Raw genomic sequence first — 19,034 nt, forward strand, 5'->3', positions numbered from 1 at the left:
CTCCCACATTGACCGTGCTCCTCCAGTTCCAGTCAGTTGACCGGTGCGTTTTCGCCTTGGCTGGCGCGGCGTTTTGCGCTCGGTTTGGCGGCCTGTTCCAGCGCCTGCTGGCGCTGTTGCAGGGCTTCCAGCAAGCCGAAGTCCTGCGGGAAGTCGTCCACCTGAATCGCGTGATCGCCGTACTCCACGTAGCGCGCCAGCAAGCTGTCGTCGTCCTCGCTGATCAGGTCCAGCGCCCGCGCCTTGACCCGCCACGGCGTAAACGCAGCACTGGAAATCGGCATCGGTTCGATCAGGCCTTGCTTGACCGCCCCCTTGAGCCGCGCCTCGATCAGCTCCACTTGCGGCAGCAGGCGCAAGGCGAGTTCGCCATACGCGAGCTTGTCGATTTCCGGCCGTGGAATGTAGGAGTTGCCCAGCAAACGGTCGCGGGTTTCCCCCGGCACTTGCACCAGCTCCGCCACTTGCGCCAGCAGGCGATCCGACGGTTTGCGCAGGGGAATCCCGAACGGGAACGTCAGGCCACGCACCACGGCCGCCGCCGCTTTCGAGGGGTAGTTATCGAGCACTTCAGCCAGGGCTTCATGGGCCCGCAGCAACGCGTCCTGAGCCGCCCAATGCACCAGCGGCAAATCCGCCTGGGGTCGGCCATCGTCCTCAAAACGCTTGAGCACGCAGGACAGGATGTACAGCTGGGACAGAATGTCTCCCAGCCGCCCGGTGATGCTTTCCTTGCGCTTGAGGGCACCGCCCAGCACGCCCATGGAAATATCCGAGATCAATGCCAGCACCACCGACAGCCGATTGGCCTGGCGGTAGTAGGACGCCAACGCCGGGTCGGTCTTGCCCGGCACGGAAATCAGCCGCCCGCCCGTCAGCGAATGCACTGCGGCCCGTACGGTATTGGCCAGCACAAAGCTCAGGTGACCGAACATCGCGCTGTCGAAATCCACCAGGGCCTTGCGCCGATCCGTGTTGCGTGCGGCTTCCATCTCGCGGAACACATACGGATGGCAGCGAATCAGGCCCTGGCCGTAGATGATCAGGCAGCGGGTCATGATGTTGGCGCCTTCCACGGTGATAGCGATGGGGCTTTGCTGGTAGGCCCGGGCGAGGAAGTTATTGGGGCCCATGCAGATGCCCTTGCCGGCGACGATGTCCATGCCGTCGTTGACGATGATGCGTGCCCGCTCGGTGACGTGGTATTTGGCGATGGCCGAGATCACCGACGGCTTTTCACCGGCATCCAGTGACGCCACCGAGACCTTGCGCACCGCGTCACAGGCATACAAATGCCCGGCCATGCGCGCCAGGGGCGCCTGCACGCCTTCGAACTTGCCGATGGGCAGGCCGAACTGCTTGCGCATCGCCGCATACGCCGTGGTGCCGCGCACGGCCACCTTGCCCAGGCCGACGTTGGCCGACGGCAGGGAAATCGCCCGGCCGGCGGCCAGGCATTCCATCAACATGCGCCAGCCGTTGCCGACTTGCTCGCGGCCACCGATCACCCATTCCAGCGGGATAAATACATCCTTGCCGGTGGTCGGGCCGTTCTGGAACACGGCGTTGAGTGGCCAGTGACGCCGGCCGCTGTTGACCCCCGGATGGGACGTAGGAATCAACGCACAAGTAATGCCCAGGGAGCCGGGCTGGCCGAGCAAACCATCCGGGTCTTCGGCGCGGAAGGCCAGGCCGAGCACCGTGGCAATCGGGCCAAGGGTGATGTAACGCTTGTCCCAGGTCACCCGGAAACCCAGCACTTCCTCACCTTCATGCTGGCCCTTGCAGACGATGCCCAGGTCCGGAATCGCCCCGGCGTCGGAGCCGGCATACGGGCTGGTCAGGGCGAAGCACGGGATGTCTTCGCCACGGGCCAGGCGTGGCAGGTAGTAGTTGCGCTGGGCATCGGTGCCGTAGTGCAGCAGCAGTTCAGCCGGGCCCAGGGAGTTGGGCACCATCACCGAAATCGCCGCCGCCGAGCAACGGGTGGACAGCTTCATCACCACCTGGGAATGGGCATAGTGGGAGAAACCTTTGCCGCCGTACTGCTTGGGAATGATCATGCCGAGGAAACCGGCATCCTTGGTGTACTGCCAGCCTTCGGGGGACATGTCTTGCCAGATCTGGGTGGTTTCCCAGTCGTTGGACATGTCACACAGGGTCTCGACTTCGTTGTCGAGGAACGCCTGTTCTTCAGCGCTGAGGCTGGCCGGCGCGGCTTGCAGCAGGCGCTCCCAGCGCGGTTTGCCGCTGAACAGCTCGGCGTCCCACCACACGGTGCCGGACTCGATGGCGGCGCGCTCAGTGTCGGACATCGCCGGCATGATGCTGCGGAAAAGGCCCAGGGCCTTGCTGGTCAACAGGGCGCGGCGCAGGGGTTTGATCGTCAGCAGCAACGCGGGCAACAGCACCAGCACCGCCACTACGCCGGCGCCGAAACCGGCCACCACGTTGAACAGGTAACCGACCGCCAGCCAGACCAGGCCGGCACCCAGCCAGAGGGTGGCAGCGGCTTGTCGATACGCCAGGGCAATCGCTGCTGCGAGTCCCGCCAATAACCAGATAACCATGGGGATACCTCTACTCAATTCAGGGTACGGCCAACGCCCAAGCAGATCGGAATGACCTGTGACGTAAAGCCACACTACAAACTTGAAAAGATAAATTCAAATTATGTTTTGAAATTTTTATTTAATGCTTGGGCGAAAAAAATGCGGCTGAACCGGGTCAGCCTTGCAGGTTAAGCAGAAGGAATCGAAACAGGTCGCCAGGGCTACCCATCAATAGACGACAGCGTGGAGCCGGGCAGCAAGATGCGCTGGCTGCCCTTCTCCACGACTGCCCTCGACAACCTTAGAACTTATAGGTTGCCGACAAGCTGACCACGTCACCTGAGGACTCAGCCGTACCGTCCAACTGCGCCGCGCCCAACCGATCAACGTTCTTGGTCTTCAGGTTGACCTTCTGAACGAACTGGTGCGAGTACGCGGCATCCACCGACAGGCCAGGAATCGCCTTGATGTCATAACCGCCACCAAATGCCAGGAAGTAGCGGTCACCGTCCGGGATCCGTGGGTCACGGGTGGAGTTACGGGTAGGCGTCTGGTCGTAAGCCACACCGGCGCGCAGGGTGAGTGCGTCGGTGGCTTTGTAGTCGCCACCGATCGAGGTCATCCAGGCGTTTTTGTAGTTGTAGGGAATGGCAACAATAGTGGTGCCCTGGGACTTGAGCGTCAGGTCCTGGAAGGAAGACCATTCAGTCCAGGTGGCACTCACCCCCAACGTCCAGCGGTCGTTGAACTGGTGAACCCAGTCAATCGAAGCGGTAGCCGGAATATCCAGTTGGGTACTGGCGTGGGCACCGTCCGGGAACAGCTTGAGACCTGGGTAGGCGATTTCAACGAGGGTTTCGCCGTTTGGACCGATAGGATTGGTCATCGCGTTACGGCCGACGGCATCTGTGTAGATGTTGTATTTGCCGGTCATCTTGTTTTTGATCTTGGCGTGATAGTTCAAGCCAAGTGTGTCTTGCAGCGTCGGCTTCCAAACCACGCCACCAAACCAGCCCACCGAGATGTTATCGACTTTCACGCGCATCAAGGAATGCCCCAGGCCAGTGGGTAACCCTGAGCCGCCAAGCCCCGGAGAAACATCAGCAGCGGCCAGCAAATCAACGTTCTGACTTACGAACCCTTGACTGCGCTGAACGATGGCGCCACCACCGACCGAGAACTGATCATTGACCTTGAACGACAGGGAGCCTGTCAGGCCGATGGTCTCGATTTTGGTATCGACGGCGAAATCCCGAAATTTTGAGTCAGGGTCCCAAGTGGTTTTCATGCCCTGCGGTACGACCTGACTGAGACCAAACGCAAAACGGTCGCCCACCGGAATCACCAGAAAGCCCGTTGGCACCCATGCAGTGAAACCGCCTTGCCCTCCATTGTTGTTGTTGACGGTTGTATCGCCCAGGTTGCCCAGATCATCCAGTACCGGCGTATTGGTCACCGGGTTGCCCGCGTAGTCATAGGCCTGGCCGGAGTACTTGATCTTGATCCGGGCGTAATCGACGGTTTGTTGCGCAATGGTCGAGTCGATGAAGGCCATGGCTGCCGGGTTGTTGTACGCGGCACTGGGGTCGTTCTTGAACAGTGAACCACCCGCAAAGGCACGACCCCATCCCGGAGCACCGTAGGTAGGCGTGGAGAACCCACCCGCCTGCACATGCCCCGTGGTTATCAAGCCCCCCAAAAGGGCCAGTCCCAGTAACGTGTGTGCATGTTGTTTCTTATTGTTCATGCGGTACTCCTTATTATTATTTACGCCCGGCCCCTGCCGGTGAGTCGTGTATCTACAGAGCGTCTTTCAAAAAGCACCTGCTCTGGGACGGTGTATCTGTATTCAGGAATTGGTGGTGAGCGAGCCGCTCAGCGTGGCGTTCAACGACACCACCGTGCAGTAGCCGCTCATGGCTTGATGGGTTGCGCTCAATACATGGGTAGTGCCGATGATCGCCACGCCATTGGCATCAATCGCCCCCGACAGGCTCAGATCACAGGTCATCGGGGCTTGAAAAGTCGACGGCAGCTTCAACACAACACTGCCATTGGTTCCGCTAAACGGGCCCGGTGGGCTGAAACCCGCCGCGACCGCCAGGGATGAGGCAACGCCCAGAGCCACCAACATCGAACCCAGGAGCGTCGTTTTCACAAGGCTTTGCATTGTCATCTTCCCCAGACAATAAGTACGTATCCAACCGGCTCCGCCGTTGGTTTCCCCAACCGGTGCCTCACACGAGGCACCGGTCTTTCAACGGGGTGATCAGCCCTTTACGGAGTCGCGCTTACGGGTTAACAGTCAGCGTTGGCGCAACAACACTCAGCGAAACCACGGTGCAGTTGCCGGTCAGCGCCTGGTTGGCTGCCGAAAGCGTATTGGTGCCAGGCGTCCAGGTCACAGCGATGGTGGTTGGGCCGCAGTGCGTGGCCGGGATCGAGGTGATGTTGTAGCCGACGTTGGTCACGGTCCCGGAGGTACCCGTTGCAGCCGTCAGTACCCAAGGCAGGTTGGTCAGCGTAGGCAGGCCGCACAGACCGCCACCGGTCAGGGATGCACCGTTGATCGAAGCCACGCCACCGCTAACGTTGCCGGTAAAGGTGATGCCGCAGGTCACGGCTGCACCGAAGGACGAAGGCGACTTCACCACGATGGTGCCGGCGTTGGTCGAGAACGGACCATCCGGGGAGATGGAAGCCGCGCTGGCCATGGAAGCTGCGCCGAAGCACATTGCGAAAGAAGTTGCACAAACGAGGGTTTTCAAGCTTTTCATTATTTTTCCTCACATGTTATGGCGATTCATTTCGCCAGGGGTAATGGCCATGATCGAGAGGTCACGGTGAATCTGCAGAACTTCCCTTTCCAGCCAAATCTCAATTCAATTACCGCTACAACATCCCACTGTTACTCAACTACTTTGAAACTGGGCGGCATCTTGATCGACACCGTTTTAATCGTGCAGTCTTCGCCGATCGGCACATTGGCAGCCTCTAACTTGCCAGTGGCGTTATCCCAGGTTCCGTCCGCAGTAGAGGGACCGCACTTGCCGCCCAGACCGAAGGCGTGCACATCCACAGCGATCTTCGACATCGAACCGCTCTTGGTATCTTTAGCCACTAATACCCACGGCAAGTTGATCGCTTCCACCCGGCTGCACTTGAGGCCGCCGTCGAATTCAACCTTGTCGACATTCACCGACGCGCCATCCGCCGCGACTTTGCCGGCGACTTTAATGGTGCAGTCCGCGCTGATCAGCGCGCCCTTGGAAAAGCTGATGGGTCCTTGGGCAGTAAACGCACTGCCAGCCGGTTCGATACGGGCGGCCTGGGCCTGGTGGTAAACGATCAGGCCCAGGGCAGCCAATACAATGTGCGTGGTGAACTTGGCAGGGTTTTGCATGGTGTACGTCCTTCCCTTAATTTTATTTTTGTTCGGGTCAAACAAACTTTCTTGCCACTAAGCCGTACTCGAAACCGCGAATGCCGGGGCGATAAAAACCTGCGCGATACACAGATCCCGAGTACGTCCTACTGCTGAAGGCTTTACGTTAGAAGGTGCTGGTGTTGCCGTATTTCTCCAGGTACTTCAAACGCTGTGAAGGTTGAAGATTGGTCAGGGTAATATCCCCGGCATAGTGCTTGAGTACCCGGTGGTCCATGCGTCGTCGCCACAAGTACGGCACGTAGGCCCAGACAATCATGCTGGCGTACCCGTAGGGCAGTTGCGGCGATTCATCAAAGTGACGCAGGGACTGATAACTTCTGGTTGGATTGGCGTGGTGATCAGAGTGACGCTGTAGTTGAAACAGAAAGATGTTGGTCACAATCCGATTACTGTTCCACGAGTGCCGGGGCGAGCAACGTTCATAACGACCGTTGGGCAACTTCTGGCGTTTCAGGCCGTAGTGCTCGACGTAGTTCACCACTTCCAGCAGCGAGAAGCCGTAGATGCCCTGGATGATCAGGAACGGAATCACCGCCGCCCCCAACCAGGCAATCATCGCGCCCCACAACACCACGCTGTACATCCAGGCGCTGAGCACCGCGTTCTTCCAGTGCCAGGCCGGCAGGCCGAGTTTGCGCAGGCGCTCACGTTCCAGGTTCCACGCCGAGCGGGCGCTGAACCACACCGAGCGTGGCAGGAAGGCCCAGAAGCTCTCGCCCAACCGCGAGCTGGCCGGGTCTTCGGGGGTGGCGACGCGCACGTGGTGGCCACGGTTGTGTTCGGTGTAGAAGTGCCCGTAGAAAGTGGGCGCCAGGGTGATCTTGGCCAGGATGACTTCCAGCAGGCGCGGTTTGTGCCCCAGTTCATGGGCGGTGTTGATGGCGATGCCGGTGGCGGCGCCGGTGGACATCGCCATGCCCAGGTAGGTGAACCAGGTGACTTCGCCGTGCAGTTGAGTACGGACGGTGACAAACGCGGCGGTCTTCGCCAACCAGCTCGAGGGGTCCAGGGCCGCAGTGGCATTCAGCAGCCCGCCGTTGATGATCCAGTCAATGCCACCTGCCGCCAGCCACCCGGTGATCACCACCGAGGAGATGACGAACAGCACGCCGGTGTAGACGATCCAGCGATAGTAGCGTTGGGATTCGAGGGTGCTGACGGCGGATTCCGGCGGGTTACTGACGTCTTCACCCAGCAGGCCGTCGATCAATGGGATCAGGCCGAAGATCACCAGTACGCCGACCCACCACAGCGATTGCACGCCAGTCGCGATGGCCAGGGGGCCGGAAAGCAAGGGGGTAGCCAGAGGCATGATACCGAGCCACCACAGGTGGCGTTTGCCGTCGGTCCAGACGTTCGGGGCAGCCAGGGTCTGGTTCATGGCAGCCTCCGCACGAGGCAGGTGGGCAGGGAGTAAACATCAACACTGAACAGGCACACGGAGCGATGACTGCTCCGAGAATTCAACCATGCGATAAAAGGCGTTTTTTTCATTATTTTATTCGCTCTTAGGCATTTCAAAAATTGTTTCAAATTACACATTGAAATAATTTTTTTAAATAAATAGCGCGGAATCGTTAGGTCGTCAACTAGTTTCTTGAACCCTTTTGAACGTGACCGAGCAGTCTCTTTTTCAGCCGTTTGGTCAGGTGTCTAGGGCAAGCATTGACGGCAGGGAACCGCGAGTTCAGTTGCACAATTATTTGTTCGCCAGCGCAAACGGCGGATGCAACACCGTGGCGCTTTCCGGTGGCCGGACGCGCTTGGCCACCTGCTCCACCACCGCCGCGACACGCTCAGTGGCGGTGATCGGCAACATATGCCCGCGCCCTTCCACCAACTGCAGCTTCAGCCCCGGCACCAGGCTGGCCAGGGCCTGTCCGTGTTTGCGGAAGTCCAGCACCTTGTCCTGCGCGCCGTAGATCAGCCCGATGGGCAACGTGAGTTGCGGGTAGCGCTTGACCATCTCCGGCAGCACAGCGTTGACCAGGTTGATCTCGGTGGAGGCGGCATAGAAGTTATCGGGTCGCATGCCCAGCAAGCCGCCACCGCGGGTGGCGAAATCTCCCGGGGCGGGGTCGGGGGCGAACACGCCTTTGACGGTCGCGTCCTTGGTCAGCATCCCAAGCGGCATGGTCAGGGTGTGCGAGATGAAGCGCCGCAACCACCCGGGACGTATCGCCAACGACATAAACACCAGGGGCAACAGGCGTTGGGGATGGGTGAGCGGCGCCACCAGGATCAATCCGGACACCGCATGGGGATGATCCAGGGCCAGGGCCAGGGAAATCGCCCCGCCGAGGGAATGCCCCAGCACCAGCGGCTGGTCCAGGTCCAGGGCCTGGATAAAACCCGCGATTTGCCGAGCCTGGGCCGGCAGGTCGGCGGCGGTGCCGGCACGCCGGGTGGAATAGCCCGACCCCGGACGATCCAGGGTGATCACCCGAAAGTGCTCACGCAATTGGCCAGACAAGGCATACGTCAGGTTACGACTGCTGCCCATCAGCCCGTGGATCATCACCAGCGGCGGGCCCTTGCCCTCGTCTACATAATGAAAGCGCTCGCCGTTGATCTCCAGAAAGCGCCCGTTGATCGGAACAGCGGCTTCTATACGCCGTGTCATCCGGGCACTGAAGGCCCACAACACTACGCTTAACCCTACACACACACCCGCAGCGACAACCCACTCGACAGCCATAGCTCGGTCCTCTGCATCCTGCGTTGCTGGCGGCCCGACCGGTATTGGTCAAGACCTCAGCCATCGTCCACACCCTGGACCTTAACTGCGTGCGTAAAAGCTCTCGTCCGTCGGATAAGTCGCACATGAGGAACTGGGTCGTAGCCTAGACGATATTTTCAGGTAGATTATTTAAAATCTTTTTTAAAATAGATAATTCAATTTTCCTTTGCAATGGTGTTCTATCTAAAAAGCCAAAAACAAAAAAGGAGCACATCCGATGTCAACGCCAGCGAGTGACACCCTATGAATGCCCACGACAGCATCGACATCGCCATCATCGGCTCCGGATTTGCCGGGCTGTGCATGGCGATCAAACTCAAGGAAGCCGGCTTCAGCGACTTCTTTATTGCCGAGCAGGCGGACGCCCTCGGCGGCACCTGGCGGGACAACCACTACCCCGGTTGCGCCTGCGACGTGCAGTCCCATGTCTATTCGTTTTCCTTTGCGCCCAACCCGCACTGGACGCGGCAATTCGCGCCCCAGGCGGAGATTCGCGCCTACCTGGAACAGTGCGCCCGGCGCTATGAGCTGGCGCCGTTCCTGCGGTTCGGCATGGGCCTGGAGAAGGCGGTGTTTGATGAGGCGCAACAACGCTGGAGCCTGACGTTCAGCAATGGTCGCCAGGTCAGCGCGCGGGTGCTGGTCTCGGGGATGGGCGGCCTGTCACGCCCGGCGCTGCCGGATATTCCAGGCCTGGACAGCTTCAAGGGCAAGCGCTTCCACTCCCAGCAGTGGGACCACGACTACTCGTTGAAGGGCAAACGCGTGGCGGTGATCGGCACCGGCGCCAGTGCCATCCAGTTCGTGCCGCAGATCGCGCCGCAGGTGGCCCACCTGGACCTGTTCCAGCGCACCCCGCCATGGATCATGCCCAAGCCCGACCGGCCGATTTCCCGCTTCGAGCGCTGGGCGTTCAAGCACTTGCCCTTCACTCAACGCCTGATGCGCGGCGCATTCTATTGGGCACTGGAAGGCCGCGTGGTGGGCTTCGCCCGGCACCCGGGCCTGATGAAAATGGTGCAGAAAATCGCCGTGCGCCACCTGCACAAACAAGTGGCCCGCCCTTCCCTGCGCAAGACCCTGACACCGGACTACACCATCGGCTGCAAGCGCGTGCTGATCTCCAACGACTACTACCCGGCGCTGTCCCGCAGCAACGTGCAGGTGGTGACGGACAACGTGCAGCGCATCGAGGCCGACGGGGTGATCACCGCCGACGGCATCAAGCACCCGGCCGACTGCATCATCTTCGGCACCGGCTTTCAGGCCACCGATCCCCTGCCCCGCCACTGCATCATCGGGCGCCACGGCATCGACCTGATGGACACCTGGCAAGACGGCGCCCACGCCTACCTGGGCACCACGGTGCCGGGCTACCCGAACCTGTTCCTGATCGTCGGGCCCAACACCGGGTTGGGGCATAACTCGATGATTTTGATGATCGAGGCCCAGGTCACTTACATCCTCGACGCCCTGCAACAGATGCAGCGCCATCGCATCGCCACGGTGGACGTCAAGCCCACGGTGGAACTGGCCTACAACGCCCGGCTGCAGGACAAACTCAAGGGCACCATCTGGTCCACCGGCGGCTGCAAGAGCTGGTACCTGGACCCGCGCACCGGCAAGAACACCACGCTGTGGCCCGGCTCGACCTGGCGCTTCAAGCAGGTCACCCGGCATTTCGCCCTCAAGGACTACGTCGCCAGCCTGGAGCCGATGCCGTCCACACCGCGCCCGGCCGCAACGCCCCACACCACCCCTGAAGGGAGCCTGTCATGAAGTCATTCAACGGCCGCGTGGCGGCGATTACCGGCGCTGCCTCGGGCATGGGCCGCGCGTTGGCATTGGCGTTGGCGCGTGAAGGCTGCCATTTGGCCCTGGCGGATAAAAACGGCCAGGGCCTGGAACAGACGGTCGCGCTGATCAAAAGCCAGGTCCTGTCGCCCGTGCTGGTCACCTCCCACGTGCTGGACGTTTCCGACCGCCAGGCCGTGGAAGACTGGGCCGCCCGTTGCGCAGCCGAACACGGCCAGATCAACCTGATCTTCAACAACGCCGGCGTCGCGCTGTCCAGCACCGTCGAAGGCGTGGATTACGCCGACCTGGAATGGATCGTCGGGATCAATTTCTGGGGCGTGGTGTACGGCACCAAGGCCTTCCTGCCGTACCTCAAGGCCAGCGGCGACGGGCATGTGGTCAACACCTCCAGCGTGTTCGGCCTGTTCGCCCAGCCGGGCATGAGCGGCTATAACGCCACCAAGTTCGCCGTGCGCGGCTTTACCGAGTCCCTGCGCCAGGAACTCGACCTGCAACACAGCGGGGTCTCGGCCACCTGCGTGCACCCCGGCGGGATCCGCACCGACATCTGCCGCAGCAGCCGGATCGACGCGAACATGACCGGCTTCTTGATCCACAGCGAACAACAGGCCCGGGCCGACTTCGAAAAGCTGTTCATCACCGACGCCGACCAGGCCGCCAAAGTGATCCTGCACGGCGTACGCAAAAACAAACGCCGCGTGCTGATTGGCCGCGACGCCTACTTTCTGGACCTGCTCGCCCGTTGCCTGCCGGCTGCCTATCAGGCGCTGGTGGTGTTCGCCAGCAAACGCATGGCGCCCAAACACCGCAACGCGCCCTCGCCCACCCTTGAAACCAACGAAGAGCACCGTCTCTGACCTGGAGTACCGACCATGCTGCCGATTCGCCGCGATATCCGTTTTGCCCTGCCCGCCGAACGCATCAAGAACTGGCACGAACAAGGCCCGTTCATCACGCATTTTTTCAACGCGTTGTCGTTGCTGTTTCCCCAGGGCGAACTGTTCTTCATGGACAGCGTGCGCCATTACCGCCAGCGCATCGAAGACCCGGAACTGAAGAAGGAGATCCAGGGTTTTATCGGCCAGGAGGCCATGCACAGCCGCGAGCACGTGGCCTATAACGACCTGCTGCAGGCCGCCGGGCTGCCGGCGCAGACCCTGGATCGCCGGCTGAAAATGATCCTCGACGCCCAAAAGAAATACCTGCCCGCCTCGTTCAACCTGGCGGTGACCATTGCCCTGGAGCATTACACCGCGATGCTCGCGGAAATCCTCCTCAGCGACCCGTCGCGCTTTGGCGATTCGGTCAAGGGTTACCAGCAGATGTGGTACTGGCATGCCCTGGAGGAAACCGAGCACAAGGCGGTGGCGTTTGATGTGTGGAACAGCGTGATCAAGCCCGGGCCCAAGCGGTATTTGCTGCGCACCGGGAGCATGCTCATCACCACTGGGATGTTCTGGCTGGTGATTCTGGACTTCCACCTGCGCCTGCTGTTTGCCGACCGGCGTTCCGGTGGGCATGTGAAGGGCTTCTGGCGGATGCTGAAGTTTCTCTATGGGCCCAAGGGGGTCTTCCCGCGCATGGCGCTGCCCTGGTTGCATTACTTCAAGCCAGGGTTTCATCCCTGGGATCATGACAACCGGGCGCGCCTGGCGGGCATTGACCGGTTGGTGGAGGAGATCGAGCAGACCCATAACGGGTATGGGCCCGCCTGACGCTGCTTAGCGCTGGGTCGGGATCCGAATGTCGCCCTCCCGGCACTGGCTCTTGACGCTGCGCGGGCAGCCGGCGAAGGCCAGGTCCTTGGTCAGGCACACCCGCACCTCGGTCAGCACCGCGCCCTTGCAGATCACTGCCAGCCCGTGGTTGCCCATGGCCGGGTTGCTCTGGCGAAACAGCGCTTCGATGTCCCGCGCGCCCAGGTTGCCGGGGGCATTGAAGGGCTCAAGCGCAGGCGGGATCTTGACCGCGCCCAGCGCGGCATCGGTCTTGTCCAGATAGGCCGAAGCCTCAAGGCCGCTGCAAGTGCCGTGCTTGGCCCACTCATGCCTGAGCAGCTTGGGCGACGGGAACATCGTTCTGCCCCGGGCGAAATCGGCATCCGACAGACGCGACTGCGGCGCACACGACGCCGGCCAGCCGCCTTTCGCGTACTGCGGCCACAGGCCATGCAGCACAAACCCGTAGCCCTTGCCCGAGCATTGCTGGTCGTCCGGGTGCGTCAGGCAGAAGGTCGGCGACCAGGACAACGACAACACGTAAAAATCAAACTCCCCGGCCTGCCCCTGGGCCCGCGGTGCTGCCGTGGCGGCGCCCGCCAGCACCAGAAACAACCCCATCCAGGCTGCGTTCCATTTCATCTGTTCATTCCTTTAAAAAGACACCATTCCAGCACGGTTAAACCGCCAGGTTGGGGTTACGTTGCAGCACCCGGTCCATGACCCGATCGGTCTTCAACGCCTCGATCGCGAGCGCCGGGTGTTTGCTCTCGCCACGAATATGCGCATTCATCCCCAGCACGTGGTGCCACTGGATATGGGCATGGTTCGGCACTTCCACTTCTTCGCAGGTCTCGGCCTCAAGGCGCAACGGTGCCTCATCGAACACCGAGAAGGTGATACGGCCCTTGCTGCCGATCAGCTCCACCCGGTCTTCGCGGCGGTCGGCGACAAAGTTCCAGCAGCCCATGCCCAGGGCGCCCGAGGCGAAGGTCCAGCAGGCGGTGACCGCATCCTCGGCGGCATAACGCCCGGCCTGGCGCGCGGTAAACCCGGCCACGTCGACGATATCCCCGACCAGGTACTGGAACAGGTCAAAGCCGTGGCTGGCGAGATCCGCAAAATAGCCGCCGCCGGCAATCGCCGGGTCGGTGCGCCAGTTGGCGCTGCTGGCGTCGTCCTCGGAAGGCGGCTTGCACAAGCTCCAGGTCAGGTGACGCAACTCGCCGATGCGCCCGTCCTGCAGCCAGTCCCGCACCTGCTGGAAGCGCGGCAGGGAACGCCGGTAATAGGAGACAAACAGGTGCAGCCCGGCCTGCTCGAAGGTGCGCTGCATCAGCGCGCTTTGCTCGGCATTCAGCGACATGGGTTTCTCGACGCAGCAATGCTTGCCTGCGGCGGCCACCATCAGGCTGTATTCCAGGTGGCTGTCAGGCGGGGTGGCGATATAGACCGCGTCCACTTCCGGGTCGTCGATCAGCGCCTGGGCGTCGGTGTAGAAGCGGGCGATGCCATGGCGTGCCGCATAATCGCGCACGGCCTCTTCGCGGCGCCCCATCACAGCCACCAGCGCGGAACCTGGCGCTTTGTAGAAGGCGGGGCCACTCTTGAGTTCAGTGACACTGCCACAGCCGATCATGCCCCAGCGTACGGTGTTCATCTGCTTCTCCTTCGGGTGAGTTTTTTTCGATGGGGCAGTATCGGTGTTTTCCGGTCCCCTCTCCACCCTGCCGGATAAAGACTGAGCATGACAATTGCATTACACTTTTATGACAACCATCTCGCTGCGGGGGCACAGACGATGAAAATAAGGGCCACGGTGATTTGCGAGCACGACGGGCACATCCTGTTCGTGCGTAAAGCCCGATCGAAATGGGCACTGCCGGGCGGCAAGGTCGAGCGCAACGAACGGCCGGTGGGCGCCGCCGCACGGGAGCTGGAAGAAGAAACCGGGCTGAACGTGGACGGTTTGCTGTTATTGCAGGAGCTGAAGGCCAGCGACACGCTGCACCATGTGTTCGAGGCGTCGGTGGTGAACATCGATGAAGCCCGGCCCCTGAGTGAAATCAAGGAATGCCAGTGGCATCCCTACACGCGCCTGGAAGACCTGGACACCACCCAGGCCACCCAGCAAATCGTCAAATCCTTTCTGCGCCGTCTCTAAGGCGCCGCCAGTTCCGGGCTTTGCCCGCTGCGCGACAACGCCTGTTTGACCCACCCATTGGCTTTCTGCCGTTCGACAAAGGATTTGACGAACGCGGCAGCGGCTGTGTGCGCCACCGGTACCGCCACCGCTTGGCTGATGCTCATGAAGTCATCGTCCAGCAGGCGCCAACGCTCATCCACCCGGGTTCGCAGGTAATCCCGAACCCCGGCCGCCGCATTCAAGCCTTGCTCGATAAACAGGTCCACAGCACCTGCCGAGGTGGGCGCGCGCACCAGTTCAGCGTGTTGCACCGTGCGGCTCAGGTACAGGTCATACGCCGCGCCCTGGCCGACGGCAATGCGTTGGCCGGGAGCATCCAGTTGCGCGACGCTGCTCAAGGGCGAATCCACCGCCACCAGGTACGTGCCCTTGATCAGCACGTAGGGCGCACTGAAGGCGATTTCCCGCTCGCGCACCGGTTCGATGGCCAGGAATGCCACGCGCCAGAGGTCATCAGCCAGCGCGGCGAAGACCTTGCCCGCCGCTTCAAAGGTGATCAACTCAAGCCGAGCGCCCAACTCCTCGGCCAGGGCCCTGGCCAGCGCCACCGACACGCCCTGGGGTTCACCGCCTTCGCCGCGCTGGGCCAGCACCGGGTTGCCAAAGTTGATGGCCGCCCGGAGCACACCGCCGGGGGCCAGTTGTTGCAGTACCTGGGGGTCAATCATCACGCGCTCCTTGAACGGTTCTTTGCACGGTCTTGCGAATCACAAAGGGCAACACGCCGCCGTGTTCAAGGTAACCAACCTCTTGCAACGCGTCGAGGCGCAAGGTCAGCGGGGTGCGCGTGGTTTCACCGTTGGCACGCCCGATCTGCAAGGTGATCGGGTTCTCGCCGACCCGTAACTGATCCAGGCCGAGGAAGGTCAGGGATTCGCTGCCATCGAGGTTCAGGTCCTGCACGGTCGCGCCGTCATCGAACACCAGCGGCAGCACGCCCATGCCAATCAGGTTGCTGCGGTGAATCCGCTCGATGCTGCGGGCCACCACCACCTTGATGCCCAGCAGCGTCAGGACCTTCGCCGCCCAGTCGCGGCTGGAGCCGGCGCCGTAGTTGATCCCGGCAAACAACACCGTCGGCGTACCGGCATAGCTTTGGGCGGCGAGGTACAGCGGCAGGTAGTCGCTGTGGTCGGCGTTCCACGCCCAGACGCCCTGACGCGAGGGTTGATCGGGGAACAGCAGGTTATTCAGGCGCGGGTTGGTGAACGCGCCGCGCACCATCACTTCGTGGTTGCTGCGCCGGGTCGAATACTGGTTGAAATCCGCCAGCGCTTCACCGCGCTCACGCAGCCAGTGCCCGGCCAGGCTGTCGGCCGGAATCGTACCCGCCGGGGAAATATGATCGGTGGTGACGTTATCCCCCAGCACCACCAGCGCCCGGGCGTTGCTGATGGACAACGACGTGGCCGGCACCGGCGTGACCGCGGCGAGGTACTGCGGGCGGCGCAAGTAGGTGGAGTCCGGGTGCCAGGCAAACTGCACGCTGGCGTCGGCTTCCAGCGCCTGCCAGTGGTGAGTGCCTTGCCACAGCAGGGCCTGGCGCTGTTGGAACACGGCCGGGCGCACCACCGCCGCCATTTGCGCGGCGACGTCGGCTTCGCTGGGCATCAACTCGTGCAGGTACACCGGCTGGCCGTGGGCGTCCGTCGCCAGGGGTTGGGCCGACAGGTCCACGTCGATGCTGCCCGCAATGGCATAGGCCACACACAAGGCGGGCGACGCGAGGTAGCCGGCCGGGACTTTCGGGTTGACCCGGCCTTCGAAATTGCGATTGCCGGAGAGCACCACCACGCCTTTCAACCCCTGTTCGGCGAAGGTCTCGACATGGCGTTCAAGGCTCCCGGAATTGCCGATGCAGGTCATGCAGCCAAAGCCCGCCAGGTCGAAACCCAGCGCGGCGAAATCCTCCAGCAAGCCGGCGTCCCCAAGGTAATCAGCCACCACCCGCGAGCCTGGTGACAGCGACGTCTTGACCCACGGTTTGCGCGTCAGCCCACGGGCGCGGGCGTTACGGGCAAAAAGCCCGGCCTGGATCATCTGCGCCGGGTTGGCGGTGTTGGTGCAACTGGTGATGGCCGACATCACCACCGCGCCATGGGTGATCGGCACCTGGAACGACGGCTCGAAAAACGCCTGTTTGCCGGCGCTCACGTGCTGATGAAACGAAGCGCCGGCGTCAGCCAGGGACTGGCGCTGATGGGGCTGGTGAGGGCCGGCGACGCTGGGTTCAACGCTCCCCAGGTCCAGCTCGATCAGCTCATCGAACACCGGTTCGGGATCGCCTTCCCGGCGCCACAGCGACTGCGCCGTCATGTAGGCCGAGACTTTGTTGATCAAGGCTTGCGGGCGGGCACTCAGGTTCAGGTAGGCCAGCGTCTCGTCATCAAACGGAAAAAACACCACCGTGGCGCCGTACTCCGGTGCCATGTTCGCCACCGTGCCCCGTGCCGCCCAACTCAAGGACTGCAAGCCCGGCCCGGTGAACTCGACAAACTTGCCCACCATGCTGCGCCGGCGCAGCAGTTCGGTCACCGTCAACGCCAGGTCCGTGGCGGTCACGCCGTCGCGCAAGGCATTGGTCACGCGAATGCCCAGCACCGGCGGATAAGGAATCGGTACCGGCTCACCCAGCATCGCCGCCTGCCCTTCCAGGCCGCCCACACCCCAGCCAAGCACGCCGATGGCATTGATCATCGGCGTGTGGCTGTCAGTGGCGACCATGCAGTCGGGGTGCAGCAGCACGTGGCCGTCACGCGGCGCGCTTTCCCACACCACCTGGGCGATGGACTCCATGTTCATCTGGTGAATGATCCCGGTGCCCGGCGGGATCACCTTGAAGTTGTCGAGGCTGGCCTGGGCCCACTTGATAAAACGGTAGCGCTCGCTGTTACGGCGAAAGTCGATGTCCAGGTTGGCGTCCACCGCGCCGGCCTCGGCGTAGTGCTCCACGATCACCGAATGGTCGATGGTCAGCACCGCCGGGATCGACGGGTTTACCGCCCGGGGGTCACCGCCCAGCTCGGCCACCACGTCGCGCATCCCGGCGAAATCCGCGAGGGCCGGCAGGCAGGTGGTGTCGTGGAACATCAGCCGGTTGGGCTGGAACGGCACCTCGCAATCCGGCCCTTCATCGATGGCCCGCGCCAACACCCGGGGCAGCGATGCCGGGGCGCAACGGGCGATGTTTTCCAGGAGGATGCGCAGGGAATACGGCAGCCGTTGCAATTGCGTCGGGGTCAGCAGTTGGTGCAGATCGATGTAGGCGAAGCGCTGGCCGTCGATGTCGAGGTGGTTGAGAAACTCGCTCATAGCTGCTTGAACACCCGCTCGATACGCTCAAGGCCCCAGTCCAGTTCTTCGCGGGTAATGGACAATGGCGGCGCGATACGCAGCACGTTTTCGTGGGTTTCCTTGGTCAGCAATCCTTCGGCCAATAGCGCTTCGCAGATTGGCCGGGCATCGCGGTCCAGTTCCACGCCCACCCACAAGCCACGCCCACGAATCTCGCGAATGGCCGGCGAGTTCATCGCCGTCAGACGCTCCACCAGGTAGTGGCCCAGTCGGGCGCTGTTATCGATCAAGCCTTCTTCTTCCAGAACGTTCAAGGCTTCCAGGCCAATGGCCGCCGCCAGCGGGTTGCCGCCGAAGGTCGAACCATGGCTGCCTGCATCGAACAGGTCCATGATCGAGTGGTCGGCCACGAACGCCGACACCGGCATGATCCCGCCACCCAGGGCTTTGCCGAGGATCAACGCGTCGGGGCGGATGCCTTCGTGCTGGAAGGCAAACCACTTGCCGGTGCGGCCGAGGCCAGACTGGATCTCGTCGAGGATCAGCAAGGTGTTGGTCTCGTCGCACAACTGGCGCAGTTCCCGCAGGAAACCCGCAGGGGGCACACGAATGCCGGCTTCACCCTGGATCGGTTCGATCAGCACGGCGCAGGTGTTGGCGGTGATGGCGTGGCGAAAACTGTCGATCTCACCGAAGCGCGCCTCGGTGAAACCGTTGCAGAACGGGCCGAAATCGGCTTTGTAATCCGGCTCCGAGGAGAAGCCGACGATGGTCGAGGTGCGCCCGTGGAAGTTGTTGTCGGCCACCACGATATTGGCCTGGTTGGCCGGGATGCCCTTGACTCGATAACCCCAGCGCCGGGCGGCCTTGATCGCGGTTTCCACGGCTTCGGCGCCGCTGTTCATCGGCAGGGCCGAGTCAAAGCCCGTGAGGCGGCACAGGGTCTTGAGGAAGTTGCCCAGGGGCTCGCTGTAGAACGCCCGGGACACCACACTGATCTTGTCGATCTGCGCCACGGCGGCGGCGCGGATGCGCGGGTGGACATGGCCGTGGCTGACGGCGGAATAGGCCGACATCATGTCCAGGTAGCGACGGCCATCATCACCGATGGCCCAGACGCCCTCGCCCTTGACGATCACCACCGGCAAGGGGGAATAGTTGTGGGCGCAGAATTGATTTTCGAGGGTGATTGCCGGGTTGGGGTGCATGGTGGGATGTCCTGCCGAATAAAAAATGAATGAACAACGCAGCGCCAATG

At 62.0% G+C, this 19,034-nt stretch carries 16 protein-coding genes; 4 read left to right on the forward strand and 12 right to left on the reverse strand.

Going from position 1 to position 19,034, the window contains the following annotated elements:
- Window positions 1–32 precede the first annotated feature (32 nt).
- The 7 genes from HX855_RS19245 to HX855_RS19275 form a co-directional block, all read right to left on the reverse strand.
- Window positions 33–2,570, reverse strand: a complete 2,538-nt coding sequence (locus tag HX855_RS19245) for an acyl-CoA dehydrogenase (RefSeq protein WP_177088275.1) — start codon at window positions 2,568–2,570, stop codon at window positions 33–35.
- A gap of 283 nt (window positions 2,571–2,853) precedes the next feature.
- The gene (locus HX855_RS19250) at window positions 2,854–4,299 is read right to left on the reverse strand and encodes an outer membrane protein transport protein (protein WP_177088277.1); all 1,446 of its coding nucleotides are present in this window, start codon (window positions 4,297–4,299) and stop codon (window positions 2,854–2,856) included.
- A gap of 102 nt (window positions 4,300–4,401) precedes the next feature.
- Complete coding sequence (locus HX855_RS19255; protein ID WP_177088279.1) at window positions 4,402–4,710, reverse strand: hypothetical protein; 309 nt, start codon at window positions 4,708–4,710, stop codon at window positions 4,402–4,404.
- Between the two features lie 133 nt (window positions 4,711–4,843).
- On the reverse strand, window positions 4,844–5,329 hold the full coding sequence (gene praB, locus HX855_RS19260; protein ID WP_177088281.1) for an alkane oxidation protein activator PraB: 486 nt from the start codon (window positions 5,327–5,329) through the stop codon (window positions 4,844–4,846).
- A gap of 131 nt (window positions 5,330–5,460) precedes the next feature.
- Complete coding sequence (gene praA / locus HX855_RS19265; protein ID WP_177088283.1) at window positions 5,461–5,955, reverse strand: alkane oxidation protein activator PraA; 495 nt, start codon at window positions 5,953–5,955, stop codon at window positions 5,461–5,463.
- A gap of 148 nt (window positions 5,956–6,103) precedes the next feature.
- Window positions 6,104–7,381, reverse strand: a complete 1,278-nt coding sequence (locus HX855_RS19270; RefSeq protein WP_177088284.1) for an alkane 1-monooxygenase — start codon at window positions 7,379–7,381, stop codon at window positions 6,104–6,106.
- Between the two features lie 318 nt (window positions 7,382–7,699).
- Window positions 7,700–8,698 carry an alpha/beta fold hydrolase gene (locus tag HX855_RS19275; RefSeq protein WP_177088286.1) on the reverse strand — a complete coding sequence of 333 codons (999 nt, stop codon included), beginning with the start codon at window positions 8,696–8,698 and terminating at the stop codon, window positions 7,700–7,702.
- Window positions 8,699–8,983: 285 nt separating this feature from the next.
- Between HX855_RS19275 and HX855_RS19280 the strand changes: the two genes are divergently transcribed.
- The 3 genes from HX855_RS19280 to HX855_RS19290 are packed head-to-tail and all read left to right on the forward strand — an operon-like array spanning window position 8,984 to window position 12,273.
- The gene (locus tag HX855_RS19280) at window positions 8,984–10,519 is read left to right on the forward strand and encodes an NAD(P)/FAD-dependent oxidoreductase (protein ID WP_177088288.1); all 1,536 of its coding nucleotides are present in this window, start codon (window positions 8,984–8,986) and stop codon (window positions 10,517–10,519) included.
- A complete protein-coding gene (locus HX855_RS19285; protein WP_177088290.1) occupies window positions 10,516–11,415 on the forward strand; it encodes an SDR family oxidoreductase in 900 nt (299 codons plus the stop codon). The genes HX855_RS19280 and HX855_RS19285 overlap by 4 nt, the downstream gene beginning before the upstream one ends.
- A gap of 15 nt (window positions 11,416–11,430) precedes the next feature.
- Window positions 11,431–12,273 carry a metal-dependent hydrolase gene (locus HX855_RS19290; protein WP_177088292.1) on the forward strand — a complete coding sequence of 281 codons (843 nt, stop codon included), beginning with the start codon at window positions 11,431–11,433 and terminating at the stop codon, window positions 12,271–12,273.
- Between the two features lie 6 nt (window positions 12,274–12,279).
- Here the strand turns inward: HX855_RS19290 and HX855_RS19295 are convergent, their stop codons facing one another.
- Together HX855_RS19295 and HX855_RS19300 are read right to left on the reverse strand one after the other, a co-directional pair.
- Window positions 12,280–12,918, reverse strand: a complete 639-nt coding sequence (locus HX855_RS19295; RefSeq protein WP_177088294.1) for a ribonuclease T2 — start codon at window positions 12,916–12,918, stop codon at window positions 12,280–12,282.
- A 37-nt stretch (window positions 12,919–12,955) separates the two neighbouring features.
- The gene (locus tag HX855_RS19300) at window positions 12,956–13,936 is read right to left on the reverse strand and encodes a Gfo/Idh/MocA family protein (protein ID WP_177088296.1); all 981 of its coding nucleotides are present in this window, start codon (window positions 13,934–13,936) and stop codon (window positions 12,956–12,958) included.
- 141 nt (window positions 13,937–14,077) lie between these two features.
- Here HX855_RS19300 and HX855_RS19305 point away from each other — a divergent pair, with 141 nt between their 5' ends.
- On the forward strand, window positions 14,078–14,440 hold the full coding sequence (locus HX855_RS19305) for an NUDIX hydrolase (protein WP_177088524.1): 363 nt from the start codon (window positions 14,078–14,080) through the stop codon (window positions 14,438–14,440).
- Here the strand turns inward: HX855_RS19305 and HX855_RS19310 are convergent.
- The 3 genes from HX855_RS19310 to rocD are packed head-to-tail and all read right to left on the reverse strand — an operon-like array spanning window position 14,437 to window position 18,984.
- Window positions 14,437–15,150: a transporter substrate-binding domain-containing protein gene (locus tag HX855_RS19310; RefSeq protein WP_177088298.1), complete on the reverse strand. Its 714-nt coding sequence runs from the start codon at window positions 15,148–15,150 to the stop codon at window positions 14,437–14,439. The two genes, HX855_RS19305 and HX855_RS19310, sit on opposite strands and share 4 nt — an antisense overlap.
- Window positions 15,143–17,794 carry an aconitate hydratase AcnA gene (gene acnA, locus HX855_RS19315; protein ID WP_177088301.1) on the reverse strand — a complete coding sequence of 884 codons (2,652 nt, stop codon included), beginning with the start codon at window positions 17,792–17,794 and terminating at the stop codon, window positions 15,143–15,145. Before acnA ends, HX855_RS19310 begins: the two co-directional genes overlap by 8 nt.
- Window positions 17,791–18,984 carry an ornithine--oxo-acid transaminase gene (gene rocD, locus HX855_RS19320; RefSeq protein ID WP_177088303.1) on the reverse strand — a complete coding sequence of 398 codons (1,194 nt, stop codon included), beginning with the start codon at window positions 18,982–18,984 and terminating at the stop codon, window positions 17,791–17,793. Before rocD ends, acnA begins: the two co-directional genes overlap by 4 nt.
- Window positions 18,985–19,034 lie beyond the last annotated feature (50 nt).

Origin of the sequence: Pseudomonas sp. IPO3778, from assembly GCF_013386825.1 — a bacterium.
GTDB lineage: Bacteria > Pseudomonadota > Gammaproteobacteria > Pseudomonadales > Pseudomonadaceae > Aquipseudomonas.